At 62.7% G+C, this 23,893-nt stretch carries 19 protein-coding genes, 2 tRNA genes and 1 riboswitch; of the genes, 11 read left to right on the plus strand and 10 right to left on the minus strand.

Annotation, left to right across the window (positions count from 1 at the left end; all coding sequences use genetic code 11):
• Positions 1–59: 59 nt before the first annotated feature.
• The 5 genes from SFHG_RS11235 to SFHG_RS03410 all read right to left on the minus strand — a co-directional run bounded on the left by SFHG_RS11235 (position 60) and on the right by SFHG_RS03410 (position 4,111).
• Positions 60–308, minus strand: a complete 249-nt coding sequence (locus SFHG_RS11235; RefSeq protein ID WP_081468922.1) for a helix-turn-helix domain-containing protein — start codon at positions 306–308, stop codon at positions 60–62.
• Positions 268–813, minus strand: a complete 546-nt coding sequence (locus SFHG_RS10575; RefSeq protein WP_042433788.1) for a hypothetical protein — start codon at positions 811–813, stop codon at positions 268–270. Before SFHG_RS10575 ends, SFHG_RS11235 begins: the two co-directional genes overlap by 41 nt.
• A gap of 13 nt (positions 814–826) precedes the next feature.
• Positions 827–1,330 (minus strand): hypothetical protein, encoded by a 504-nt coding sequence (locus SFHG_RS10580; RefSeq protein WP_148514750.1) that lies wholly within the window; start codon positions 1,328–1,330, stop codon positions 827–829.
• A 553-nt stretch (positions 1,331–1,883) separates the two neighbouring features.
• A complete protein-coding gene (locus SFHG_RS03405) occupies positions 1,884–2,612 on the minus strand; it encodes a lipoprotein intramolecular transacylase Lit (protein ID WP_042433791.1) in 729 nt (242 codons plus the stop codon).
• Positions 2,613–2,710: 98 nt separating this feature from the next.
• Complete coding sequence (locus SFHG_RS03410) at positions 2,711–4,111, minus strand: carboxylate--amine ligase (RefSeq protein ID WP_042433793.1); 1,401 nt, start codon at positions 4,109–4,111, stop codon at positions 2,711–2,713.
• A 219-nt stretch (positions 4,112–4,330) separates the two neighbouring features.
• Positions 4,331–4,425, plus strand: a riboswitch (SAM riboswitch).
• A gap of 10 nt (positions 4,426–4,435) precedes the next feature.
• On the opposite strand from SFHG_RS03410, the gene metK reads away from it, so the two are divergent.
• The 4 genes from metK (at position 4,436) to rlmKL (ending at position 12,458) form a co-directional block, all read left to right on the plus strand.
• Entirely contained in the window at positions 4,436–5,701 is a 1,266-nt protein-coding gene (gene metK, locus SFHG_RS03415; protein WP_042433795.1) for a methionine adenosyltransferase, read from the plus strand.
• A gap of 432 nt (positions 5,702–6,133) precedes the next feature.
• Positions 6,134–8,692 carry a replication restart helicase PriA gene (gene priA / locus SFHG_RS03420; protein ID WP_042433799.1) on the plus strand — a complete coding sequence of 853 codons (2,559 nt, stop codon included), beginning with the start codon at positions 6,134–6,136 and terminating at the stop codon, positions 8,690–8,692.
• 94 nt (positions 8,693–8,786) lie between these two features.
• Positions 8,787–10,040: an RNA polymerase sigma factor RpoD gene (rpoD, locus tag SFHG_RS03425; RefSeq protein WP_042433802.1), complete on the plus strand. Its 1,254-nt coding sequence runs from the start codon at positions 8,787–8,789 to the stop codon at positions 10,038–10,040.
• Positions 10,041–10,124: 84 nt separating this feature from the next.
• On the plus strand, positions 10,125–12,458 hold the full coding sequence (gene rlmKL / locus SFHG_RS03430) for a bifunctional 23S rRNA (guanine(2069)-N(7))-methyltransferase RlmK/23S rRNA (guanine(2445)-N(2))-methyltransferase RlmL (RefSeq protein WP_042433805.1): 2,334 nt from the start codon (positions 10,125–10,127) through the stop codon (positions 12,456–12,458).
• A 280-nt stretch (positions 12,459–12,738) separates the two neighbouring features.
• Here the strand turns inward: rlmKL and SFHG_RS03435 are convergent, their stop codons facing one another.
• Positions 12,739–13,395 (minus strand): YczE/YyaS/YitT family protein, encoded by a 657-nt coding sequence (locus SFHG_RS03435; protein ID WP_042433809.1) that lies wholly within the window; start codon positions 13,393–13,395, stop codon positions 12,739–12,741.
• Positions 13,396–13,585: 190 nt separating this feature from the next.
• Between SFHG_RS03435 and SFHG_RS03440 the strand changes: the two genes are divergently transcribed.
• Together SFHG_RS03440 and SFHG_RS03445 are read left to right on the plus strand one after the other, a co-directional pair.
• Positions 13,586–13,660: transfer RNA gene (locus SFHG_RS03440), tRNA-Val, on the plus strand.
• A 139-nt stretch (positions 13,661–13,799) separates the two neighbouring features.
• Positions 13,800–13,874, plus strand: a tRNA-Ile gene (locus SFHG_RS03445).
• Positions 13,875–14,079: 205 nt separating this feature from the next.
• Here the strand turns inward: SFHG_RS03445 and SFHG_RS03450 are convergent.
• Positions 14,080–14,718: a lactate utilization protein gene (locus tag SFHG_RS03450; protein WP_042433811.1), complete on the minus strand. Its 639-nt coding sequence runs from the start codon at positions 14,716–14,718 to the stop codon at positions 14,080–14,082.
• Positions 14,719–15,076: 358 nt separating this feature from the next.
• On the opposite strand from SFHG_RS03450, the gene trpS reads away from it, so the two are divergent.
• Positions 15,077–16,120: a tryptophan--tRNA ligase gene (trpS, locus tag SFHG_RS03455; protein ID WP_392391956.1), complete on the plus strand. Its 1,044-nt coding sequence runs from the start codon at positions 15,077–15,079 to the stop codon at positions 16,118–16,120.
• Between the two features lie 253 nt (positions 16,121–16,373).
• Here the strand turns inward: trpS and SFHG_RS03460 are convergent, their stop codons facing one another.
• From SFHG_RS03460 to SFHG_RS03470, 3 genes are all read right to left on the minus strand, one after another.
• Positions 16,374–16,976 (minus strand): sugar transferase, encoded by a 603-nt coding sequence (locus SFHG_RS03460; protein ID WP_042433817.1) that lies wholly within the window; start codon positions 16,974–16,976, stop codon positions 16,374–16,376.
• Positions 16,976–18,259, minus strand: coding sequence for a DegT/DnrJ/EryC1/StrS family aminotransferase (locus tag SFHG_RS03465; RefSeq protein WP_042433820.1), 1,284 nt, complete (start codon positions 18,257–18,259; stop codon positions 16,976–16,978). The genes SFHG_RS03460 and SFHG_RS03465 overlap by 1 nt, the downstream gene beginning before the upstream one ends.
• A 95-nt stretch (positions 18,260–18,354) precedes the next feature.
• Complete coding sequence (locus tag SFHG_RS03470) at positions 18,355–19,668, minus strand: glycosyltransferase family 4 protein (RefSeq protein WP_042433822.1); 1,314 nt, start codon at positions 19,666–19,668, stop codon at positions 18,355–18,357.
• A 385-nt stretch (positions 19,669–20,053) separates the two neighbouring features.
• Here SFHG_RS03470 and SFHG_RS03475 point away from each other — a divergent pair, with 385 nt between their 5' ends.
• From SFHG_RS03475 to SFHG_RS03490, 4 genes are all read left to right on the plus strand, one after another.
• Positions 20,054–20,836, plus strand: a complete 783-nt coding sequence (locus SFHG_RS03475) for a methionine ABC transporter ATP-binding protein (RefSeq protein WP_042433824.1) — start codon at positions 20,054–20,056, stop codon at positions 20,834–20,836.
• Positions 20,837–21,520 (plus strand): methionine ABC transporter permease, encoded by a 684-nt coding sequence (locus tag SFHG_RS03480; RefSeq protein ID WP_042433827.1) that lies wholly within the window; start codon positions 20,837–20,839, stop codon positions 21,518–21,520.
• A gap of 265 nt (positions 21,521–21,785) precedes the next feature.
• Positions 21,786–23,129 (plus strand): glutamine synthetase family protein, encoded by a 1,344-nt coding sequence (locus SFHG_RS03485; protein WP_042433830.1) that lies wholly within the window; start codon positions 21,786–21,788, stop codon positions 23,127–23,129.
• A 37-nt stretch (positions 23,130–23,166) separates the two neighbouring features.
• Positions 23,167–23,838 carry a winged helix family transcriptional regulator gene (locus tag SFHG_RS03490; RefSeq protein WP_042433833.1) on the plus strand — a complete coding sequence of 224 codons (672 nt, stop codon included), beginning with the start codon at positions 23,167–23,169 and terminating at the stop codon, positions 23,836–23,838.
• The last annotated feature ends 55 nt before the right edge of the window (positions 23,839–23,893 follow it).

The following is a 23,893-nucleotide window of genomic DNA, read 5'->3' on the forward strand; positions in this document are numbered from 1 at the left end:
CGCTATGAATAAGTATTTCTATGAGCTATACGAGCACGAAGCGATTGACGAATTGGCTTTTAGGGAATTCGCTTGATTATGTCCCCGGGCTCGCACTCAAGCACTTCGCAAAGAGAATTTAGGGTATCAAGACGAATTGCTTTGATGTTTGTGTTCTTCAATCGACTAACGTGAACTTCTGTTAAGCCAAGAATGGCCGCTAGCTTTTTATTGTTGAGCCCCTTGAGCCGCATTGCGCTATCGATGTCAATTATAATTTTGCTCATATTAAATTGTTTCGTCTGATAGCTGCTGCAAATCGGCTCCATAAGAAAACACGGCTGAAACGGCGTAGCAGAATGCAGCCATGACTGCGGTTTTCAAGTCAATGTGTAAGGAGCTGGTGGCAGGGTCTTGCACGTATCCGATTTCTGCGAAAGATCCAACTTGAAAAATATGTTCGCTTACTGCAGGTATTAATTGCATGACAATTTCGACTAGGCAGCTTGCAAGTAAGAGAGATGCAATGATTGCAAGGATTGTTGCGTGTTTTTTAGTTAAAGGCGACTTGCCGTTTGCGATATTGCGAAACAGTGCATACATAAGCCGTAGAGTAATACATGCCGTTGCGAGCTGGATCGTTGGATAAAAAATGCTTAGTAAGGATGCATCGTTGTTGCTGATAAAGGAATATACAGAAACGCCTAAATAGGCTAGTAGGCCTATTGCTGATAACACAAACAAAATCGTGAAAACACGAGCGATTATCGCAGCCGTGTTTTTGATTTTGATTTCAGCTTGTTTGCTGTGCTTGAAATCGGAGCAATGCTCCATGGTGGTCTCCTTGCTAATTGCTAATTGCCTTGATTGATCCTAGTGGCGGGTTCGACCCCTGCGGCCATCCGAATTCGGCGATTGCATCTGATCCGACGTCGGGAGGCGGCGGAGCGGTGCTGTTATCGACTCGTGGCGTGCAGTCAAGAATTAGAGATTGTGCACCAATTAGATCAGTCAATTCATTGGCGTAAGAAGTTATTGTCACGAGGTTTCGTTCGTCTTCGGTAATTTCGATGGCTTGAACCGAACATTTCGTTGTGATAATTACGGCAGGGCTGTCTCCGCTGACGTTGTTATCAATGCTGAATCCGTTCGTCATGGTTTTCGATTTGTTGGTTTCGGGCTCGATGTCATTGATGGGGTTGAAGATAGTCTGTTGCGACGGGGAGCTGCTGCTTTCGTCGGCTGTTTTGCGCGAAGAACAGATTGAGCTTATAGTAATTACGGAAAGGCACAGAATCGATAGCGTGAGAATAACCAATGCGGCAATCAGAGCTGTTTTCTTGCTATCCATAGAAGGCCCCATCAGTGTCCTTGTAGTTTGGGAAGCAGAAGTTAAAGCGCCGAGTGCAAGTATTCCAGCCATCGTGTACCCCAAGGACTTTGATTTCTTCGTTGGGGTACACGATGGGCCCGAGTAGAGCGTAGCCTTGCACGGACATTGTGCGCCCCGATCGCTTTCCGGTTGCGGTGTCGATTATGCCTGCGCAGAATAGTGACATGTACCAGTTATCTTTGCTAGTTTTGTATTGCGTCCAGGTTGGCGTGCTTTGCTCGCAGGTTTGTATTGCTTGCCCCCGCGTGCTCATATATTGCTTGCAGCCAGAGCATAGTTTGTCGTTGTTCGCGCGTCCTTGAGCGGAGTTATCGTTGTCGTACTTCGAGGCGACGAGGCTCTTCATTGCGAGTCTCCTTTCGTCCGTATATGTAACGCTTCTTCTAAGAAGCACATTAAAGATATCGGAAAATGTTATTGAATTAACCCACAAGGTTAATTTGTTCGGCAAATGGAAGGGCGGCATCTCGATGCCGCCCTTCCATTTGCCGAACAAATTCTATCCAGTACGTTATTCAGTTTCACTGCGCAGCAATCGTCCTACGATGATGCAGATGATGCTGGCAATGCAGGTAGCTGCAAGCCAGATGCCGCCCATGCCCATCCAAAAAGCGGTTGGGTACAAGGTGATGAGCAGGCTGTCGTAGGGAAACGTCCAGGTTCCCGCCTGGAAGAACAGGCTGTGGAAGGCGGCGAACAGCCCGTCGAAGTCGATGGCCGCCCATGCCCCTAGCGCGCAAAACGCCGCGAGCACCAACCCGCCGCCCGCGATAAGCGTGCGACCGAGCGCTCGCCGGCCGATGCGCACCGCCACGTGCGCAAGGCCTGCGATGCATAACATGGCCACGATCACGAGGGCGGGCTTTGCCACGCATGCCACGCGGTAGACATCGTCAAGGTGGCTTATCGCGTCAGCGGGTAAGTTGCGTGCGGCGCTTTCCCTGGCCGACGCGGTGGCGCGCCCGTCTGCCTCGGCGGCGGCGTTGGCCTCGGCGATGGCGGCGTCAAGCTTTTCGCGGTCGTTGTCGTCGAAGGTGTAATGCTTGCCGGCTATGGCCATGGAGGTCAGCTCGTCGGCGGTGAACGGGGTGCTGGGCTGGTCGCAGCCGGAAAACGCGCGCGACAGCGTTGCGGTGGCCGCGTCGGGGATGGCGACGACGGCGAAGCCGGCGCCGATGAGTGTGACGGCCAGTAGCAGTGCGCTGCCGAAGGCGACGATTCCGTTAAACAGTCGGGTCATGTGAAAGGGGCCTCGCAGGTGTTGGGGGAAGGGTGAAACGGCCGCGGCCCCCGCGTCTTGGGACTTGGGGGCCGCGAGCAGGGCAGACTGGGCGCGTTTTAGTCGACCCAGATGGTGGCGCAGGTGATGCCCTTCATGGGCTTGCTGATGGTGGGGAAGGGCCCTAAGCGGCTGAAGATGCCCTGGAACGTGCCGTTGTAGCAGTACAGGCCCTCCAGGTTGTTGTACAGCACCGGCTCGCGTTGCACCTGGTCATCGGCCATGTCGGCGATGCCGTCGTCGGGCGTGAGGATCTGCGTCTTGAACGGCGTGATGTAGCGCTGCACCAAGAAGGGGGCGCCGGCGGCCCCGTTGGCGAACTTCTCGATGATCTGTTCCCATTGCTCCTGCGTTTGGAAGCAGCCCGCGTACACGTCGGCCGCGCCGTAGGCGTCGGTGGGCTTGATGATCCAAGCGTCCTTGTCGGCGCGGACGGCGTCGAGGTCGACCTCCTTCTCGTCCAGATAGCGCGTCTGCGGGACGGTTCGCTCGACGAACGCGATCTCCTCGGGCGTCAAAAACGCCTGGGTGGCAGGGTTGAACAGCGCCTCGAAGATCTGCTTATCGTGCACGATATGGCCGGCGAAGCTGCCGATGAGCGCCACCTTCTGCGCCTTGACGGCCTCGATGAGCGCCTGCGACTCGTCCCAGAACTCCAGCACGTCGTTGGTGACGCAGCGGCGCCAGATGGCGTGGACGGGCTGGCCTTCCTTGTCGCGCAGCACTTCGCCGTCGAAGGTCAGGTCGCGCACGTCGCACACCGTGCAGGGATGCCCGGCCTCGGTGAAGCGCTTCGCAAACAGGTGGAACTCGTCGACCACGCCGTTTTGCAGGTAGTCGCAGATGGCGAAGCGGGGATTTTCCACGCGATGCTCATAGGTGGCGTAGATGGCGGCGAACTCGCGCACCCACGCGTCGAACAGCTCGCAGCCCTCCACGTGATGACGGCGTGCGAACTCTTTAAAGGTGGCCGTTTCCTCCACCGAATGCGTGATCTCGCGGTTCTCGTTCATGCCCGAGCTGCCGTCGCCGTTGAATTCGCAAAACGCCACGTCGCCGGTGTTCTCGTCCAAGAAGATGTCGAAGCGGGCGAAGGGAAGCAGCGCATCGTAGCCGCGCGGGACCAAGATCAGCTCGGCTAGGCGCGGGTCGTAGTCGAAGATCTTGCGGTACTCGGCGTCGTCGAGGTAGTGCTGCATGACCTTGCACAGGATGCGGTGCGTGGTTTCCACCACCTCGCGCATGACCTGGCGCGATGCGGCGTCGTAGAGCTTCGGCACGAAGCTGGTGGACACCACGCGATGATGCACGATGGCCGTGGAGGAATCCATATAAGCGCGCGCTGCGCGGCGGCCGGGGATGTCGCCGTCAAGGGATTCGGCGATGTCGATGTACTCCTGGGTATAGGCTGCGTTCTTGAAAACGGGCTGGTCGGCAGGCTGGGGTGCGGTATGCGTCATGCGTCCTCTTTTCCCGATCGGGTTGGTTTCCGCCCAGTTTAGCAAACGAGGAGCCGCGTTGATGCAGCAGGACGGGGAACCTCGGATACGCCCATATACCGCGCGTGCGGATATATGGTGATTCCACGAGCGCGACGGGCAGGGCATACAAAATGATGCCCATGTGGTATCGTTCGCAGCTAGCATAAACGCGGGCGGCGCGCACCGTCCGAACATATCCGTTTATCAAGAGTCGGGGGAGAGGGTTGGCTCGCAGATCCCGACACCAACCTGGCGCAAAAGCGCCAAGGTGGTCCGGCCGACAACGATGAAGGAGGAGCATCAATGGCCAACGCGCATTCTTCTTATCTGTTCACGTCCGAGTCCGTCACCGAGGGTCATCCCGACAAGGTGTGCGACCAGATCTCCGACGCCGTGCTCGACGCTATCCTTGAGAAGGAGATCGAGCTTGCCGGGCAGGGCTACGTTTCCCCGTCCGGCCAACCGGCCGACCCCACGCAGGTGCGCTGCGCCTGCGAGACCATGGCCACCACCGGTATGATCATCGTGGCCGGCGAGATCCGCACCCAGGCATACGTCGACGTGCCCGCGCTTGCGCGCGAGGTGCTGCGCGAGATCGGCTACGATCGCGCGAAGTACGGCTTCGATTGCGATACCTGCGGCGTGCTCAACGCCATCCACGACCAAAGCCCCGACATCGCCCAGGGCGTCGACGAGAGCTACGAGGCCCAGCACGGCCAGGCGGGCGACGACCCCTACGAGAAGGTCGGCGCCGGCGACCAGGGCATGATGTTCGGCTACGCCTGCGACGAGACGTCCACGCTCATGCCCATGCCCATTTACCTGGCACAGCGCATGGCCGAGCAGCTGGCAGCGGTGCGCAAGGACGGCACCATGCCCTACCTGCGCCCCGACGGAAAGACCCAGGTCTCGGTCCGCTACATCGACGACAAGCCCGTCAACGTGGAGAAGGTCGTGGTGTCCACGCAGCATTCCGAGGAGATCTCCACCGAGCAGCTGCGCGCCGAGATCGAGGCCAACGTCATCCGCCCCGTGCTCAAGCGCGAGGGCGTGGAGCTTGCCCCCGACGCCGGCATCCACATCAACCCCACCGGCCGATTCGTCATCGGCGGCCCCATGGGCGATTGCGGCCTGACCGGCCGTAAGATCATCGTCGACACCTACGGCGGCATGGGCCGTCACGGCGGCGGCGCATTCAGTGGCAAGGACTGCACGAAGGTCGACCGCTCCGCGGCCTACGCCGCCCGCTGGGTCGCCAAGAACGTGGTGGCCGCGGGTCTGGCGCACCGCTGCGAGGTGCAGGTGGCTTATGCCATCGGCATGGCTCGCCCCGTGTCCGTCATGGTCGACACGTTCGGCACCGAATGCGTGCCCGTGGCCGACATCGAGCGCGCCATCGACGAGGTGTTCGACCTGCGCCCCGGCGCCATCATCGACGACCTGGACCTGCGCCGTCCCATCTATCGCAAGACGGCTGCCTACGGCCACTTCGGCCGCGAGCTTCCCGAGTTCACCTGGGAGGCAACCGACCGCGCGGACGCCCTGCGCAAGGCCTGCGGTCTGGAGTAAGCGTTTTCGGCGCCTTCGGCAGAAGGGCGTGGCGCGTGACCGGTTTGCGCCGATCGCAACGCATGCTGCGAAACGACGCCGGGCCGGATCGGCTAGGAAGCCCGCTGCGGAAGGCGGCGGGTGCGATCGATGTTTCGAAATAGGGAAAGCCCGCTGGAAGAAAGCGCGGCATAGTCCGGGGTTCCGGGATATGCCGCGCTCGCCGGCGGGCTTACCTGCGTTCCGGGCATGCTGTGGAGAGATCGCCATGTCGGCGACCGCCACACCGATGCGCGCGGGAGTTGCTTCGCCATCCCTATCGAATGGTCGCGGTATCGACCGGAATGCGGGACCGACGGGAGAATCGGGCACGAGCGCAGGCGATTCTCGAAAAGCGTATATCTGTTCGCCTTTTCGAGGACTTTCCGCGAAACGCTGGTATACTGGTGCGCTATGAAACTGGCATCTGTGATCTTGGACATACCTACGCAGGCGCTCGATGCGCCTTATACCTATGCGGTCCCTGAAGAGGGGCTGTTCGCCGCCGCATGCGAAGGCGCGGGCGATTGCGACGACGGCCCGCTTGGGCGCGACTTCGCCATTTCGGTGGGCTGCGCTGTGCTGGTGCCGTTCGGTCACCGGCGCGCCGTGGGCTTCGTGGTGTCGATCGGCGAATATGGGCAGCCCGGCGGGCCGCAGTGGCCGCAGGGCATCGACGCGGGCAAGCTCAAGGCCATCGAGCGCGCCGTCAGTCAGCCGTATTTCGATGAAGAGGGTGCCGCGTGCGCCCAGTGGCTCTCCGAACGCTATATCGCGCCGCTGTCGGCGTGCGTGCGCCTGTTCACGCCGCCCGGCGGCGTGCCGCGCATGGTGCACGGGCGCGATGGCGGTTGGCGCCTCGAGCAGCCCGCAGTCGGCCAGGTGGACGATCGCTGGGTGGTCGCGGGCCCGGCGTTTTCCGAGTTCACGCCTCGTGCGAACGCCGTCAAGCAGGTCGCGGTCATGGAAGCGTTGCGCGGCGGGCAGCTGCGCGTCAGCGAGTTGACCGCTCAGCTGGGCTCGGTTTCCTCGACGCTTAAGGCATTGGAGGCGAAGGGCGCGGTCGTCATCGAGCATCGCCGCCGCATGCGCGGGTTTTCCGAAGACGCGGCGCGCATCGCGCAGCGCGCGGTTTCGGGTGCTTTCGGGGACGCTGCTGGCGAAGAGACGGTCGGCTTCGGGGAGGCCGCTGGCGGGGGTGCCGTCGAGGGGGGAGCCGCCGGCTTCGCTACCGCCTGCGAAGGCCATGCGGGCCGGTCGTGCGCCGACGATGCCGACCTGGCGGCGGGCAACGAAAACGCAGCGCATGTTCCCTCGCGGAAGCCGCAGCTCACCCTGGGCCAGGAGCAGGCGCTCGACGCCATCTCCTCCGCCTGCGATGCCGCCGACGGCCACGTGGTGCTCGTCGACGGCGTCACGGGCTCGGGCAAGACCGAGGTGTATCTGCAGGCCATCGAGCGGGTCCTCGCGCAGGGTCGCACGGCGTGCGTGCTCGTGCCCGAGATCTCGCTGACCCCGCAGACGGTAGGACGCTTCCGCGGACGCTTCGGCGATACCGTGGCGGTCATGCATTCGCGCATGTCTGCCGGTGAACGCTACGACCAATGGGACTTCATCCGCAGCGGCGCGGCCCGCGTGGTGGTGGGTGCGCGCAGCGCGCTTTTCACCCCGCTCGCCAACGTGGGGCTCTACGTCATCGACGAGGAGCACGAGGGCAGCTATAAGCAGGACAGCGCCCCGCGCTACCATGCGCGTGAGGTCGCGTGCTGGATGGCCCGTCGCAGCGGAGCTGCGGTGGTGCTCGGCAGCGCCACGCCGTCGATCGAGGCGCTCTACCGGTGCGCGAAGCACCCGCGTTGGGCGCAGGTCCGCTTGCCCGAGCGCGCCAACGGCCGCCCGATGCCGGCTGTCCGCGTGGTGGATATGGCGCGCGAGTTTGCTGAGGGTTCTCGCTCCATGTTCTCCGCCGCCCTTACGCGGGCCTTGCAAGAGGAGCTTTCGCAGGGGCGCAAGGCGGTGCTTTTGCTCAATCAGCGCGGTTTCGCGAAGTTCTTGCTGTGCCGCGAATGCGGCTTCGTGCCGAAGTGCCCGCACTGCGACACGTCGCTCACCTACCATGAGCGAGGCAACTTCCTGGCGTGCCACCATTGCGGTTACCGGCAGGCATCGCCGGCGGTGTGCCCGGAGTGCTCGAGCCCCTATCTGAAGAAGTTTGGCGCGGGAACGCAGCGGGTGGAAGACGAGCTGCGCTGTGCGCTCGACGCCATGCCCGGGGTGGGGCCGGGCGTGCCCATCATCCGCATGGATGCCGACACCACCAGCGGGAAGGGGGCGCACGAGCGCCTGCTCGAGCAGTTCGCGGCGGCGCAGGCGGCGGTGCTGCTCGGCACGCAGATGATCGCGAAGGGCCTTGACTTCGACGACGTCACCCTGGTGGGCGTCATCAACGCCGACACGCAGCTGCAGCTGCCCGACTTCCGCGCCCACGAGCGCACGTTCGACCTGATCGAGCAGGTTGCCGGCCGCGCCGGCCGCGCGCAGCTGCCCGGGCGCGTGCTCGTGCAGACCTACGAGGCCGATGCCGCGCCCATCCGCGCCGCGGCGCGCTACGATCGCGCGCTGTTTTTGCGAGACGAGCTGCCCAAGCGCAAGATGCTCGGGTATCCGCCGTACGTGCGTATGGCGAACGTGCTGGTATGGGGCGCCCACGAGGCCGACGTGGCGGCGCTCGCTCGCGAGCTCGCGGTCGAGCTTGCCGAGCAGGCGCGCGCCTTCGGCGGCGACGGGTGGAGCGTGCTGCCGGCAACCCCGTGCGTGCTCGCGAAGCTGCGCAACACGTATCGCTGGCATGTTGTGGTCAAGTGCCCCGCCGACGCCGACGTGTCCGCAGTGCTTCTGCCGGTGTTCCGACGCCGCAAGGCCGACAAGTGGGTGAACGTCGCCGTGGACGTTGACCCTGATGACTTGCTCTGACGTGCAGATTATGCTATCTTAATTTGATGCATATTTGCGCCCATTTGCGGAATGGCAATAGGCGCGTTTTTTATCCTGTCGAAAGGAAGAACACGTGGCTCAAGCTTCGAAGAACCAGGCAACCGCTTCCAAGACCGCGAAATCCGCGAAGCCGGCCGCTGCCCCCGCGGTGGTCGAAGAGGTGCTTGAGGACGAGGACGTGCTCGACGTCGACGACGTCGAGCCCGATATGAGCAGCACCGAGGCGGCATCCGACGAGAAGCCGGAGTCCAACATCAACGAGGACGGCGAGGAGCAGGACCTGCTCGAGGGCATCCCCGAGGAGGAGCTCAAGGCCGCTTCCGATGTGTCGCTGCCCAAGGTGCGCACGAAGAAGACCCGCAGCTCGGTGCGCAAGCGCAACGAGGCCGCCAACGTTACCATGCTCACCGGCGACCCGGTGCGCATGTACCTGAAGGAAATCGGCAAGGTCCCGCTGCTCAGCGCCGCCGAGGAGATCGACCTGGCCATGAAGATCGAAGCCGGCGTCGCCGCCGCGGCTGAGCTTGACAAGGCCGAGGAGGAGGGCCGCGAGCTCGAGCGCCGCGAGAAGCGCCGTCTGGGCCGCGTGGAGCAGGTGGGCATCGATGCCAAGCAGCAGCTCATCGAGGCGAACCTGCGTCTGGTCGTGTCCATCGCCAAGCGCTATGTCGGCCGCGGCATGCTGTTTTTGGACCTTATCCAGGAAGGCAACCTTGGCTTGATCCGCGCCGTCGAGAAGTTCGACTACACGAAGGGCTTCAAGTTCTCCACGTACGCCACGTGGTGGATCCGCCAGGCCATCACCCGCGCCATCGCCGACCAGGCGCGTACCATCCGCATCCCGGTTCACATGGTGGAAACCATCAACAAGCTCGTGCGCATCCAGCGCCAGCTTCTGCAAGAGCTCGGTCGCGAGCCAACGCCCGAGGAGATCGGCAAGGAGATGGGCCTTCCCGCCGAGCGTGTGCGCGAGATCCAGAAGATCAGCCAGGAGCCCGTTTCCCTGGAAACGCCTATCGGCGAGGAAGAGGATTCCCAGCTCGGCGACTTCATCGAGGACGACGCCGCCGTGGTGCCGCCCGATGCTGCCAGCTTCAGCATGCTCCAAGAGCAGCTGTCCAAGGTGCTCGACGGCCTTGCCGAGCGCGAACGCAAGGTCATCAGCCTGCGCTTCGGCCTGGAGGACGGCCATCCTCGCACGCTCGAGGAGGTCGGTCGCGAGTTCGGCGTCACGCGCGAGCGTATCCGCCAGATCGAGAGCAAGACGCTTGCAAAGCTGCGTCATCCTTCCCGCTCCAGCAAGCTGAAGGATTACCTGGAAGATTAACGGAAACGCGGGTCGTAAGGCCCGCGTTTCTTTTCGGGCGGCAAACGCCCCTAGCTAGACCCATCGCCCACGAAAGGCATCCAGATGACTTCTCCCGCATACGATGAATACGAGTTCTTCGCCAGCTGCCTGGCCGGGTTCGAGCAATATCTTGCCGACGAGCTCAAGCGCCTGCGCGGCCGTCGCATCCGCCCGCTGCACGGCGGCGTGGCGTTCTTCGGCACGGCGGCCGTGGCACAGCGAGTGTGCCTGTGGTCTCGTCTGGCCTCGCGCGTCACGCTTGTGGTCAAGCGCGTGAACGCCGGCGATGCCAGCTTGCTGTACGAGGGCATCCGCCGCATCCCCTGGCATGAGGTCATCGCGCCCGGGGCCAGCATCGCCGTTCGCGCGCACGGCATGAACGAAGAGCTTCGCAACACGCATTTCACCGAGCTGAAGGTCAAGGACGGCATCTGCGATGCGCTCAGGGAGCGCACGGGCTCGCGCCCCGATGTGGATAGCGCCAACGCCGACGCCAACATCGACGTGCGCATCCGCGACAGCCGTGCTACCGTTTCGCTGGACCTTTCCGGCGAATCGCTGTACGCGCGCCCGTATCTGGAGCCTGATGCGGGTCAGGACGCCCCGCTCGAGTGCGCCTTGTCCGCGGGCGTGCTGGCCATGTGCGAGTGGGACGGCATGCGCGACGCCGCTGCGTTGGTCGACCCGGCGTGCGGCGACGGCTCGCTGGTGGTGGAGGCTGCCGCTGCGGCGTGCGATATGGCTCCGGGCTTGGCGCGCAGCCGCTGGGGTTTCATGGGCTGGGCCGCGTTCGACGAACCGGCTTGGGAACGTCTGCTCGACGAGGCCGATGAGCGTTTCGAAGAAGGATTGGAGGCCGTCGGCGGCGCCGGCGCGGCAAACGCGTCGGCTTCCGATCGCCCCGATCTTGAGCGTGTGCGCATCGTGGGCGCCACCAACTCAAGCCCTGCCATCGCTCGCGCCCGCAACCGCGCCAAACGCGCCGGTTTGCGCCAGGTGGTCAGCATTGAGCTGGGAGATGCGCATACCGTGGCGGATATGGCCAAGCGTGCATGCGATGTGGCCGAACGGCTGCAGAGCAGGCGTCCGACGGATAGCGGTCAGGACAAGCTGTGCCCGTGCCTGGTGGCGTCCAACATGCCGGCGGGCGACCGCATTCAGTCCGAGGCTCGCGCCCAGGCGGAGGCAGCGGCGTTCGTGAAGGCTGCTGCGGCGGTCCCGGCGGGCAGCCTGTATGCCGTCGCCGGCGGGCAGGGCGTGCAGGGGCGGTTCGGCGTCGACGCCGCCGACACGCTGCGCTTCGGCCGCGGGCGCGTGGAAACCCAGGTGTTGCTGTTCATGCGGCCTCCGGCGCAGTTTGCCCAGGCCGTGGTGCCGGATGCCAACGGCGGCGCAGAGCATAAGGTCGAGGTGTTCGAGGAATCCTCGCAGCAGTTCGCCGATCGTTTGCGCAAGGTCGCCAAGGAGCGCCGCAAGTGGGCGCGCCGTGAAGGCGTCACATGTTATCGCGTCTATGATGCCGATCTGCCGGATTATTCCGCTGCCATCGACGTGTACACCGGCGCCGGCCAGGCTGCGGGCAATACATACCTTCATATCGCCGAATATGCGCCGCCGCGCTCCATCGACCCCGATAAGGCGCGCCGTCGCTTCGATGATATCCTCACCTTGGCTCCGGTGGTCTTGGGTGTTCGTCCTGACCACGTGTTTTCGAAGGTTCGTTGCCATGACAAGGGCGGCGGGCAGTACCGTGGTGCGGGAAAGCGCAACTACGTCACGCATGTCGACGAGGCAGGGTGCCTGCTTGAGGTTGATCTTGCCGGCTATCTGGACACGGGCCTGTTCCTCGACCATCGCGACACGCGCGCCATGGTGCGCGTGATGGCCGCGGGCAAGCGCTTCCTCAACCTGTTCGCTTACACGGGCTCGGCAACGGTCCAGGCCGCGGCGGGCGGGGCGGTGGAAACCGTCACGGTCGACCTGTCGCAAACCTACCTAGATTGGGCCGAGCGCAACATGGAGCAAAACGGTTTCACCGGGCGTGCGCACAGCTTCGAGCGCGGCGATGTGATGAACTGGATCACCGATTGCCGCCGCAGCCCGCGCCGCTTCGATTTGATCTTCGTGGACCCGCCCACGTTCAGCAACTCGAAGTCCATGGGCAAGCGCACCTGGGATGTGCAGCGCGACCACGTCGAGCTTTTGGTGGGCGTATCGCGCCTGCTCACGAAGGAAGGCACGGCGGTGTTCAGCTGCAACCTGCGCTCGTTCAAGCCCGATATGGAGCAGCTGGGCAAGTACGGGGTTGCGCTTGAGGACATCACGGCGCAAACCATCCCGCACGATTTTGAGCGCAATCCGCGCATCCATAAGTGCTATCTGGTGAAGCGCGCGTAAAACGGACGGCATCTAACTCGCCCAACTAGCTCTATATAAGGCAGGAGCCTGAAAGCTGTATCGCTTTCAGGCTCCTGCCGTTTTGCCGCTATGTGCACGAGCAGCGAATGGGCGATCTTGCCAAATGCGCTGCGTGCTCTTAGCATCGACTATGCTTTGCATCTTGCAGCAAGCGCAGCGCCTTGTGCAACGCACTTTCAGACCCTCCCGCTACACCATGCATATCTTTGCTGGTGCGACCGCTTTGCTCGTGCGACGTGCTTCTGGCCGTTGCCGCCTGTTACGCTTTCCCGCCTGCTTTCAAGGGAGGGCGCGCACCGCCCATCTTGCGAACGAAGAAGTTCACGACGAACCCGGTGAGAACCGCGGCCGCTACGGTGCCTTCGCGGACGCCCGTCACGTTTCCCATGGTGACAAGCGAAACCGCGCAGGCGATGATGACGCAGCTGATATCGAAGCCGACCTTGGTGTGGCCGAAATTCCACCCGGTTTTCGAGGTGATGGCGGCTACCAAGGCCTCTCCGCAGTTCATGGCCACATTTGCAACAACCGTGAGCGATACGCCTGCAGCAAGTGTGATGATGCCGAGGGCGAGCATGCCCAGGGATTCGGCGTAGTTTGCGGGTGCAAACCAGGAAAGCAGGCTTGCGAACCCGTCGATGCTCAGGCTGAACAGCACGCTGATGGGAATCTGCAGCAACGCCAAGAGCTGGAATCGGCGGCGCAGGATGATCATCTGCCCAATCAGCAGCAGGATGTTCCAGAAGAACATGAACACGCCGTACGATACGTTGGGGAAGGCCACGCTGAGCACGTATCCCGTCGACGAGATCGGGGTGTTGCCCGTAGCTGATTTCGTGACGAGGACGATGCCTGCGGCCATGACGACGATCCCGATGGCGAGCAGGCACCAGCGTAGCGTAAGGTGTTGCTTCATGCTTCTTCTTTCTGCTGGAGGGTGAGGTTTGGCATCGTGTCGGAGATGGTGTTGCCAAAACCCTATATCGATTGTAGGTATACAGGAGTTTTCTCGCAACCAAACTTTTTCAAAAAAGTTGAAATCAGGGGTTGCGCGGTAGGGTCCTTTCCCGTAATATATATCGAGCGCGCTACGAAGTACGCAACACGGTCGCTTGGCTCAGCGGGAGAGCATCGCCTTCACACGGCGGGGGTCACAGGTTCAAATCCTGTAGCGACCACCACGAATGACAAGGCCGGAATCAAGTGGTTCCGGCCTTTTTCTTTCAAATGCGTCGAAGTGGACTCTTCAGTTGAACTTCGCCGCATGCTTCAAGCGCGATGAAGGTGCGTTTCGCAAAAGCGAACGTTGCCGCAGCAATCGGGCCTGTAGCTCAACGGTGGAGCAGGGGACTCATAATCCTTTGGTTCTCGGTTCGAATCCGGGCGGGCCCACCAAAACTTTTAAGGCCAGGAGCTTGGTGCTCCTGGCCTTTTCTCTTGCATTCTATTATCGGGATGCGGCGCGGTCGTTGGCAGCGAGTTATGCTTGCATCATAAGAATAGTTGGCTACGCGTTCGCCATCTTGTCATCAGGTCATCGCCGAAATCCGGCAGTGCGGGCATTCATAGGGGCAATGGGTTTCACGTAACCGACTAACGTCTAGAACCCAAGGTCCTCGGCGATCAAGATCACCTTGATGCGGCCGGCTTGGCGGCTGTGGCGCGTGACCACCACGTTGCAGCACATGCATCCGGCCTCGTGGCAGTTGCCGCAAACGCCGGTGCGCTCGCAGGGCGTGTCCGTGTGCAGGCGCGCGGCGTTGGGCGGGCATGCCGTGGTGTGAATACGCTTGATGCCGGCGTCCACGTCCTCCACTACCTTGTTCATGCCCACCAGTACGTATACTTCGCGCGGGCCATGCAGCAGGCAGGCAAGGCGGTTGGAGTTGCCGTCGATGTTGACCAGCTCGCCTTTGCGCGTGATGGCGTTGGCGCTCATGAAGAAGCAGTCGCTGGCGAAGTGCTGCAGCAAAATCTCGCGCGCTTCCTCGGGCGTGGTTGCCTTCGCGCGGTCGATCATGCGGTAATCGCCGGCTTCCAGCATGGACTTCACGCCCGTTTCCTTGAACGTTTCCGTGCCGCCCCAAGCGATGGAGGCCCCGGCGGGCACCAGCTTGCGCACCAGTTCCACGGCATCGGCGGAGGTTTCGCAGAAATAGCCTTCCATGTTGCGGCGCTCAAGCTGCTTGATGATGGTTTGCGCCGTTTGCGCGAATGCAAGGGTGCGAGGGTTTTCCATGGTGCGCTCCTTCTCTCGTCTGGCGGATGGTTCCCATTGTGCCATGTTTTCGGCGGTGCGAAGCTTGGCAGTTGAGAAACGGGGTGGCGAACCGGAAAGCGCTTCGGCAAGGTTCAACCTGGCGGGCGTCCGGCATCAAGCGCAGTTGCGTTTCTGCAGGGAAGGGGAGGCGAGCTGGGAAGCGTCTCGGGAAGCTCGTCGGTGGGTTCGGCCAGATGGGTGGCGGGAATCGCGGGCAGCCGGCCTTGCCCTTGCGTCTCGCGCCAAACGCTTTCAGATGGTGCGCGCCCGCATCGGGCATAAGCGCTATACTGGAACAACTACTGAATTCCCGCCTAACTATGAATGTGAGGGCATGATGGGCGATAGCTTCGAAGCCAGCAAGAAACGCAGCGATGAGATTCGCGCCGACCTTTCCGTCAATCCCGGCAAATACTGCATGCTCACGGGCGATCGCCCCACGGGCAGGCTGCATCTGGGCCATTACTTCGGCACCATCCGCGAGCGTGTGGCGCTGCAGAACCTGGGCGTCACCTCTCGCGTGATCATCGCAGACTACCAGGTCATCACCGACCGTGACACCACGGCCAACATCCAGGACAACGTCTACAACATGGTCATCGACTACCTGGCCTGCGGCATCGACCCGGAGAAGACCATCATTTTCACCCACTCCCAGGTGCCGGCGCTCAACCAGCTCATGCTGCCGTTCCTTTCCCTGTGCACCGAGGCCGAGCTTGAGCGCAATCCCACGGTGAAGTCCGAGCAGGAGGCCTCCGGCCACGCGCTCACCGGTCTTTTGCTCACCTATCCTGTGCATCAGGCGTGTGACATCCTGTTCTGCAAGGGCAACATCGTGCCCGTGGGCAAGGACCAGCTTCCGCACATCGAGCAAACCCGTCAGATCGCTCGTCGTTTCAACGAGCGCTACGGCCATGTGTTCCCCGAGCCCGAGGGTCTGCTCACCGATGCCGTGCTCATCCCCGGCCTTGACGGTCGCAAGATGTCGAAGAGCTATGGCAACGCCATCAGCTTGGCGGCCACTGCCGAGGAGACGGCGAAGCTCATTAAGAAGTCCCAGACCGACTCCGAGCGCTTCATCACCTTCGATCCCGACAATCGCCCCGGCGTGTCGGCCCTTATCACCACGGCCTCGCTGTGCACCGGCCGCGGTGAGCAGGAGATCGCCGAGGAGATCGGCAACGGCGGTTCGGGCCAGCTGAAGAAGTACGTCACCGAAAGCGTGAACGATTTCCTAGCTCCCATTCGCGAGCGCCGCGTGGAGCTTATGGGCGATATGGACTATGTGAAGGACGTCCTGCGCGAAGGCAATCGCCGCGCCAACGAGATTGCGAACCAAACCCTGGAAGAAGTACGCGAAGCCATGGGCATGGTGTACTAAGGAAACGAAAAGCCGCCCCTTGGGCGGCTTTTTCATCTGCAGGCGCGTTATCGACGCCTACGTGAATCGGGCCGGGCAATATGCCCGGCCCGATTGCCTTGCGTCATGTGCGCTGCTCGGTTGTTTGCGAAGCGTATACGGTGAAGCGACGATAAGCACTGCGAATCAATCCCTTCGCAGCGGCGGTGGCGTTCTGACGATGCACTCCTTGCGACTTAGCGGGCGCGTCGTGCACATCGCTCATGCACCTGCCTTACGATTCGCCGTTCTCTTCCACGTAGATGCCCTCTTGTCCGAGCACCGTGGCGAATGTGCGGAAGAACACCTTCGCATCCAGCAGGAAGCTTACGTGCTTGACGTAGTACACGTCCATGGACAGGCGCTGCTTCCAGGGCAGGGAGTTGCGGCCGTACACGGCGGCGTACCCGGTGATGCCCGGCTTTACCGACAGCTTCAGGCCCTCTTCGCCTTCGTAAAGCTCGGTTTCGCGACGCAGGTCGGGGCGGGGGCCAACCACCGACATGTCGCCGAGCAGCACGTTGAAGAACTGAGGCATCTCATCCAAGCTGGTCTTGCGCATGAAGGCGCCGATCTTGGTCATGCGGGGGTCATCGGCGCCGTTGTAGGTGCTGCCGTCCTCCATGATCAGGTCGGGGGCGTTCACGCGCATGCTGCGCAGCTTGTACATCTTGAAGTCCACGCCGTCCTTGCCCACGCGCGGCGCGTTGTAGAACACCGGGCCGCCGTCTTCCAGCTTGATAAGGGGCGCCAGCACTGCGATGATGAGCAGCACGAACGGCAGCGCGATCAGCCCGATGACGATGTCCCAGATTCGTTTTCCGAAGCGTACGTACATCAGCGCGCGCCCTCCGCTTTCGCCTGCGAGATGGCCTGGCGCAGGCAACGGCACACCTCGTCGATGTCATCATCGGAGAGCTTGGTATGAAGCGGCAGGGTGATCTCGTTCTCGAATTGGGCCAGGGCGTTGGGGAAGTCGGCGATGTCGAACCCGAGGTTGCGATAGGCCGTGAGCAGCGGCAGGGGCTTGTAGTGCACGTTGGTGGCAACGCCGTCCTCGGCCATCAGCTCGATGACGTGGTCGCGCAGCTGCCGCCCGCAGGCGTTCAGGCGCACGAGCATCAGATGTCCGCTCGAGGATTCCTGGCTCGCATCGGCACGCGCGGCGGCATCGTCGGCGTTGCAGGCGTCCGAGCCATCGGCGGCGCGATAGTGCTGCAGGATGGACAGGTCCAGGTCGGCCAGATTTTGCGTATACCGCGCCACCATCTGGCGGCGTCGTGCGAGCATGCCCGGGTAACGGCGCAGCTGCGCTAGGCCCAAGCCCGCCTGTAGGTCCGTCATGTTGCACTTCCAGCCAGGGAAGGCCACATCATATTCCCAGGCGCCGGCCTTGGTCTTGGCGAGCGCGTCTTTGGACTGGCCGTGCAGCGACATGAGCATGAAATCGTGATACAGCTCATCGGAATCGAACAGGCCCTCGCGCCAGGTGACCGCGCCGCCTTCGGCCGTGGTGAAGTTCTTCACCGCATGGAAGCTGAACGTGGTGAGGTCGGCAACCTGGCCTGCTCGCTTGCCATGGCGCACGCTGCCGAGTGCATGCGCCCCGTCGGCGACCACGGCGATGCGGCCGATGGCCTGCTGACGGGCGTTTGCGGGCGTGAAGGCGCCGCCGAAGGCGTCGATGGCGGCGAGCAGGGCGTCGTAATCGCACATGACGCCGCCCAGATCGACAGGGATGATGGCCTTCGTGCGCGGGGTGATGAGCCTTTCCAGCTGCGCGTAATCCATTTCGTAGCTGTCGGGCGCCACGTCGCACAGCACGGGCGTCGCACCTACGTGGCAGATAGGCGAGCAGCTGGCGGTGTAGGTGTAGGCGCTCGTGATCACCTCGTCGCCCGGGCCGATGCCGAGCGCGCGCAGGGCGCACTCGAGCGCCGCCGTGGCCGACCCCAGGCAGGCTACGCGCGGCGTGCCCAAGAAGGCGGCCAGCTCGCGCTCGAGCTGCTTGGTTTTCGGGCCCGTGGTGATCCATCCGCTCCTGAGCGCGTCGGCCACCTCGGCGATCTCGGCCTCGGTGATATCGGGCGGGGAAAACGGGATGCGGATCTGTTCGGACATGGTATCTCCTTAGCTATCCGGCTCAAGCATCTGCCGCATGAACACATGCTGATGCAAGGCGGCGTACCTTTCGATGATGACGCAAACCGCGGCGCTTATATCAGATTGCGCAGCAAATTCACGATGGCCAGATACGAGGTTCGCTGGTCGAACTCCCGCTCCGCCACGGCGCGCCCGCGCGCTCCCATGATCTTGCGCAGCGATGGGGTGCGTGCCAGCTCCTCGAGCACGTCGGCGAGCGCTCCGGGGTTCTCGGCTTCCACGTTCAGGCCGAACCCATCGGTGGTCACCTTGTTGCGGAACTCCGGCGATGAGCCGGTGTTGATCATGGGCTTGCCGGAGGCAAGGTAGTCGCCGATCTTCGTGACGATGCTTTGCACCGCGCTTTTCACCAGGGAGTTCACGGTGATGTCGCTTGCGCGAAGCCATGCCGCCATGCTGCCATGGTCTTGATAGCCCAAAAACTCCACGGGGGCGTTCTCCTGCCGGGCAAGCTCTTCGAGGCGCTGCCGGTCGGGGCCGTCTCCCAAGATCTTCACCTTCACGGGAGGGAAGGGGCGATGCTGCTTAGCCGTTCCCGCGGCGGCGGTGCGGGCGGTATGGGTTGCGCGGCGCTTCTCGAGCAACGCCGCCGCTTTGATAAGGGTTGCCAGGTCGTAGCTGGCGCCGAGCGTGCCGGCGTAGACGGCCCACAGCTCGCCTTCGGGCTTCACCACGTCGGCCATGTGCTCGCGGGCGCCCTCGTCGAACGCCGCAAGGTCGTTGCCCACGTACACCGTGGCATGGGGGTAGGGCGTCGTTCGGTCCTTCGCCGGGCGCGCCGTGTACTCATCCGAGGTTCCCACGGCGCCGGAGAGCAGCTGGTAGACGCGTTTCGCATCGCGGGCGAACGGGTAGAACGCCACGTCGCTGAGCACGGGGATGTTCACCACCATGCGCATGGCCTCGGGCCACAGGTCGTTGATATCGGCCACATAGGGGATGTTGTGCTCGGAAGCGTATTCCGCGCATACGCGCGCCACGTCGTTGGGCGGGATCTCGGAGTAGATGAGCGAGTAGCGGCCCGCGGTGCGCTCGAAGCGCTCGCGCAGGTTCTTCGCCGCCACATGGTGGCTGCGGATGCGCTGCAGGTCCAAGTTGCGTGTGTAGCCCGGCTCGTCGATGAACACCACGTTGTAGGGAAGGCCCTGATAGCAGGTCTTCGAGGTGTCGCGCTGGGCCTTTTCCCAGTGCTGGAACGACGAGGTGATCAGGTCCACGTCGAAGCCCTGCTCGACGAGCATTTCGGACAGGACGCGGAAGCGCGTGTAGCCGCGCGTCTCGTCGCCGAGCTTGACGCCCATGGTGACCACGGCGATGCGGGGGCGCGGGCGCGCCTGGGCGCGTTGAGTGTAGGTTTGCGTATTCATACAAGCAAGTATACCAAGCCGGCGCCCCGCCGCGCTCGGCGAACAGCGAACCCCCACGAGCTCCGTAGGGTTCGCGCGCGATGCGCTCGCGGGGCTTGCGGGTCGGCCCGTCGCTGCCGGGCGCGACGGCGGGAGCGACCACGCGTGGATTCCGGTAAGGTTGCGCTGAAATGCCGTTCCGACTACGCCGAAACGCACCCAGGTGCGGAGGGGCTTGCGGTCCGCCGGCGCTTCCTGCCTCGAGCGAGGCGATGGGGGTTTCCGGCAAACGCCATCCTTGTGCGTGGCTTGCGCTTCGCCTATTATTAGAAGTTGCGCATTCGCGCGCGCAAATAGGGCTCTTGGAGCCCGTTGCGTCGTATCCAACCAAGTGATCGGGAAACGTATGATCCAATTGCAGCACGTGTGCAAGACGTATGGCGAAGGCGAAAACGCCCATCATGCGCTGCGCAACGTGAACCTTACCATTAACGATGGCGACGTGTTCGGCATCATCGGCGCCTCGGGCGCCGGCAAATCCACGCTCGTCCGCTGCCTGAACCTGCTTGAGCGACCCACCGAGGGCGCCATCCTCTACGACGGCCGCGATATCACGGGCCTGTCCGGTCGAGCGCTGCTCGAGCTGCGCAGCCAGGTGGGCATGATCTTCCAGAACTTCAGCCTGTTCCAACAGCGCACCGTCTTGCGCAACGTCACCTTCCCGCTCGAGCTTCGCGGCGAGAAGGGCGAGGCCGCCCGCAAGCGCGCCATGGAGCTGCTCGAGCTGGTGGGTCTGGCCGACCTTGCCGAGCGCTATCCCAGCCAGCTTTCCGGCGGTCAGCAGCAGCGCGTGGCCATCGCCCGCGCGCTGGCCAACAACCCCAAGGTCATGCTCTGCGACGAGGCCACCAGCGCCCTTGACACGCGCACCACCGCCTCTATCCTGCAGCTTCTGCAGGACATCAACCGCGAGTTGGGCGTCACGCTGGTGGTCATCACGCACTCGCTGCCCGTAGCCTGCAAGATCTGCAACCGCGTGGCCGTTATCGACCATGGCCGCATTGTGGAGGAGGGCGCTACGGCAGCCGTGTTCGGCAATCCGCAAAGCCCCGTCACGCGCGAGCTTTTGGCCAACGACGACATGCTCGCGGCTATCGAGCGCGATGCGGAGAAGGGCCAGGAGGGCTAAATGGATTACATCAGCAACTTCATCTCGCAGTATGGCGCCCTGTTCGCCCAGGGCACGGTGGACACGCTCGTCATGACCCTTGCGTCCACGCTGTTCGCCTACCTTATCGGCGTGCCGCTCGGCGTGCTTCTGGTCATCACGGCCAAAGACGGTCTGAAGCCCCAGCGTGCTCTTAACACGGTGCTCGGCTGGATCGTCAACATCGGCCGTTCCATCCCGTTCATCATCTTGCTCGTGGCCATCATCCCGTTCACGCGCCTGGTGGTCGGCACGTCGCTCGGCGTTCCCGGCGCCATCGTGCCGCTTACCGTGGCCGCCATCCCGTTCGTGGGCCGCATGGTCGAGCAGAGCTTGGCAGAGGTCGACGGCGGCCTGGTGGAGGCCGCGCAAAGCTTCGGCGCGAACACTTGGCAGATCGTATGCAAGGTCATGCTGCGCGAAAGCCTGCCCAGCCTGGTGCGCGGCGCCTCCATCACCGTCATCACCCTGTTCGGCTACACCGCCATGGCCGGCGCGGTGGGCGCGGGCGGCATCGGCGATATCGCCATCCGCTACGGCTACCAGCGCTATCTGGGCGATGTCATGATCGCCTCCATCGTGCTGTGCATCGTGCTCGTGCAGGTGTTCCAGTCCATCGGCGACTTGGTCGCACGACTGGTCGACAAGCGCGTCCGCAGGTCGTAGGGTTCTGCGCTCCGGTTGGTACGGTGCGTGCCTTCGCCGGGTGCGGTGCGCTAACGAAATAGGTTCAACAGGTTTCGGGCCGCCTTTCGGGGCGGCCCTTCGCGTATGTGCATGCCGTTTTCGATGGGAAGCTCCGGGTTTCATTCGCTTCTTCAATGCCTCGGGCGCGTAACCCGTTGGCAACATGCGTTGATATAATCTCCCTTTAAGAAGATGTTAGAATCCGCGCCGCCGCATGGCCTGGCGCGTGAAGGAGGAACCGTCCATGGCTTCCAATCCGGAACAGGATTTCGTCCTGAAAACCATCAAAAGCCGCGATGTGCACTTCGTGCGATTCTGGTTCACCGATGTGCTCGGCAGCATGAAATCGTTCGCCGTCATCCCCAGCGAGCTCGAGGACGCCTTTGCCGACGGCATGGGCTTCGATGGCAGCTGCATCGAGGGCTTCTGCCGCACCGAGGAATCCGACATGTTGGCGTTTCCCGACGCCTCCACGTTCCAGGTGCTGCCGTGGCGCCCGGAAAGCAACGCCGTGGCGCGCATGTTCTGCAACATCCGCACGCCCGATGGCAAGCCCTTCGAAGGCGATCCGCGCCATGTGCTGGCACGCGTGGTGGGCAAGGCGCAGGACATGGGGTACGTTTTCAACGTCGGCCCCGAGGTCGAGTTCTACTACTTCAAGGACGCCGAGGGCACCGAGCTTTTGGACCGTGGCGGCTATTTCGATCTGACCAGCTTAGATTACGCTAGCGACCTGCGACGCGACACCGTGCTTACCCTTGAGAAGATGGGCATCCCCGTGGAGTACAGCCATCACGAGAACGGCCCCTCCCAGCACGAGATCGACCTTCGCTTTACCGACGCCCTGTCCATGGCCGACGCGGTCATGACCTATAAGCTGGTGGTGAAGGAGATCGCCATGAAGCACGGCGTGTACGCCTCCTTCATGCCCAAACCCCTCTCCGATGCTCCGGGCAGCGGCATGCACGTGCACATGAGCCTGTTCGATTTCGATGGTTCCAACGTGTTCTTCGACCCCGATGACCCGCAAGGCTATCATCTGTCGGCAACCGCGAAAAGCTTCCTCGCAGGCATCTTGAAGTACGCGCCCGAGTTCGCCCTTATCACCAACCCCTGCGTCAACTCTTATAAGCGCCTGCTCGCCGGCGGCGAGGCGCCCATCTACCTTTCGTGGGCCCGCGCCAACCGCTCCACGCTCGTGCGCGTGCCCGGTTATCGCCCCAATCGTGAGATGGCGTGCCGTCTGGAGCTGCGCAGCCCCGACCCCAGCGCCAACCCTTACCTTACCTTCGCGGTCATGCTGGCGGCGGGTTTGGCGGGCATCGAAGAGGGGCTTGAGCCCCCGGCGCCCATCGAGGATCGCGACCTGTTCACCCAAACGCGCCAGGAGCTGCTCCGCCAGGGGTTCCGTACGCTTCCCGAAAGCCTTGGCCAGGCCGTTGAGCTGTTCAGGGGCTCGAAACTCATGCGTGAGACCCTGGGCGACCACATTTGCGATTACCTGGTGGAAGCAAAGCAGGCGGAGTGGGACGAGTACCAGTCCAACGTATCCACCTGGGAGCTTGACCGCTACCTGGCGGTTCTGTAGAGGTGCGCGGGATGCGATGTAAGGAGGTGCGCTAACAATGAGGAAAACGGTCATATTCATTGCGGACAGCCTTGATAACGCCCACAAGTTCCAGCAGGTGCTCTCGGGCTTGGACGTCGATGTCGCGGCGGGGTCCTCGGTGCAGTTCAAGAAGCTGCTGTCCCAGCATCCTTCCTACGACCTGGTCATCTACGAGGCGCGCGCCGATGCGCTGGCAACCTTGTCGCAGGTGGAATCGGTGCTGCTCGAGGACGGCTCGGCATCGCTGCTGGTCATCGTCAACGAGGCGCAGCTTCCCGAGTTCCGTCTTCCCGTGCAGGTAAAAAGCGATTTCGTGGTGCACGGCGCCGGTAGCGAGGAGTGCGCTGCGCGCATCCGCCAGCTTCTGTGGCCGGGCAACGAGAGCACCTCGACCGATTTCGTGACGGTGGACAACATGACCATCAACCTGGCAACGTATCAGGTAACGGTGGGCGGGGAGCCGCTTGACTTCACATACCTCGAATACGCGCTACTGGCGTTTCTGGTCACGCATCCGGGCCGCACGTACAGCCGCGACGCCCTGCTGCGCCGTGTGTGGGGCTTCGATTACTACGGAGGCAGCCGTACCGTCGACGTGCACGTCAGACGCGTCCGCGCAAAGCTCGGCCCCGAGCTCTCGCAGCATCTGGAGACGGTGCGCGGCGTCGGCTATCTTTGGAGCGCGTAGCGAAGCGGGTGAACAGTGCTTGTCTGATGCGGTTGGCGCCGCTTTTCCTTCATCG

This window comes from Senegalimassilia anaerobia JC110, assembly GCF_000236865.1.
GTDB classification, from domain to species: domain Bacteria; phylum Actinomycetota; class Coriobacteriia; order Coriobacteriales; family Eggerthellaceae; genus Senegalimassilia; species Senegalimassilia anaerobia.

What these genes read in the sequence shown, in the direction of transcription:
- SFHG_RS03465 (WP_042433820.1), bottom strand. Translation starts at nt 18,259, where the DNA reads ATGTCCGAACAGATCCGCATCCCGTTTTCCCCGCCCGATATCACCGAG.
- SFHG_RS03410 (WP_042433793.1), bottom strand. Translation starts at nt 4,111, where the DNA reads ATGACGCATACCGCACCCCAGCCTGCCGACCAGCCCGTTTTCAAGAAC.
- SFHG_RS03490 (WP_042433833.1), top strand. Translation starts at nt 23,167, where the DNA reads ATGAGGAAAACGGTCATATTCATTGCGGACAGCCTTGATAACGCCCAC.
- trpS (WP_392391956.1), top strand. Translation starts at nt 15,077, where the DNA reads ATGGGCGATAGCTTCGAAGCCAGCAAGAAACGCAGCGATGAGATTCGC.
- SFHG_RS03460 (WP_042433817.1), bottom strand. Translation starts at nt 16,976, where the DNA reads ATGTACGTACGCTTCGGAAAACGAATCTGGGACATCGTCATCGGGCTG.
- SFHG_RS03405 (WP_042433791.1), bottom strand. Translation starts at nt 2,612, where the DNA reads ATGACCCGACTGTTTAACGGAATCGTCGCCTTCGGCAGCGCACTGCTA.
- SFHG_RS03485 (WP_042433830.1), top strand. Translation starts at nt 21,786, where the DNA reads ATGGCTTCCAATCCGGAACAGGATTTCGTCCTGAAAACCATCAAAAGC.
- SFHG_RS10575 (WP_042433788.1), bottom strand. Translation starts at nt 813, where the DNA reads ATGGAGCATTGCTCCGATTTCAAGCACAGCAAACAAGCTGAAATCAAA.
- SFHG_RS03470 (WP_042433822.1), bottom strand. Translation starts at nt 19,668, where the DNA reads ATGAATACGCAAACCTACACTCAACGCGCCCAGGCGCGCCCGCGCCCC.
- SFHG_RS10580 (WP_148514750.1), bottom strand. Translation starts at nt 1,330, where the DNA reads ATGGATAGCAAGAAAACAGCTCTGATTGCCGCATTGGTTATTCTCACG.
- SFHG_RS03480 (WP_042433827.1), top strand. Translation starts at nt 20,837, where the DNA reads ATGGATTACATCAGCAACTTCATCTCGCAGTATGGCGCCCTGTTCGCC.
- rlmKL (WP_042433805.1), top strand. Translation starts at nt 10,125, where the DNA reads ATGACTTCTCCCGCATACGATGAATACGAGTTCTTCGCCAGCTGCCTG.
- SFHG_RS03475 (WP_042433824.1), top strand. Translation starts at nt 20,054, where the DNA reads ATGATCCAATTGCAGCACGTGTGCAAGACGTATGGCGAAGGCGAAAAC.
- metK (WP_042433795.1), top strand. Translation starts at nt 4,436, where the DNA reads ATGGCCAACGCGCATTCTTCTTATCTGTTCACGTCCGAGTCCGTCACC.
- SFHG_RS03435 (WP_042433809.1), bottom strand. Translation starts at nt 13,395, where the DNA reads ATGAAGCAACACCTTACGCTACGCTGGTGCCTGCTCGCCATCGGGATC.
- SFHG_RS11235 (WP_081468922.1), bottom strand. Translation starts at nt 308, where the DNA reads ATGGAGCCGATTTGCAGCAGCTATCAGACGAAACAATTTAATATGAGC.
- priA (WP_042433799.1), top strand. Translation starts at nt 6,134, where the DNA reads ATGAAACTGGCATCTGTGATCTTGGACATACCTACGCAGGCGCTCGAT.
- SFHG_RS03450 (WP_042433811.1), bottom strand. Translation starts at nt 14,718, where the DNA reads ATGGAAAACCCTCGCACCCTTGCATTCGCGCAAACGGCGCAAACCATC.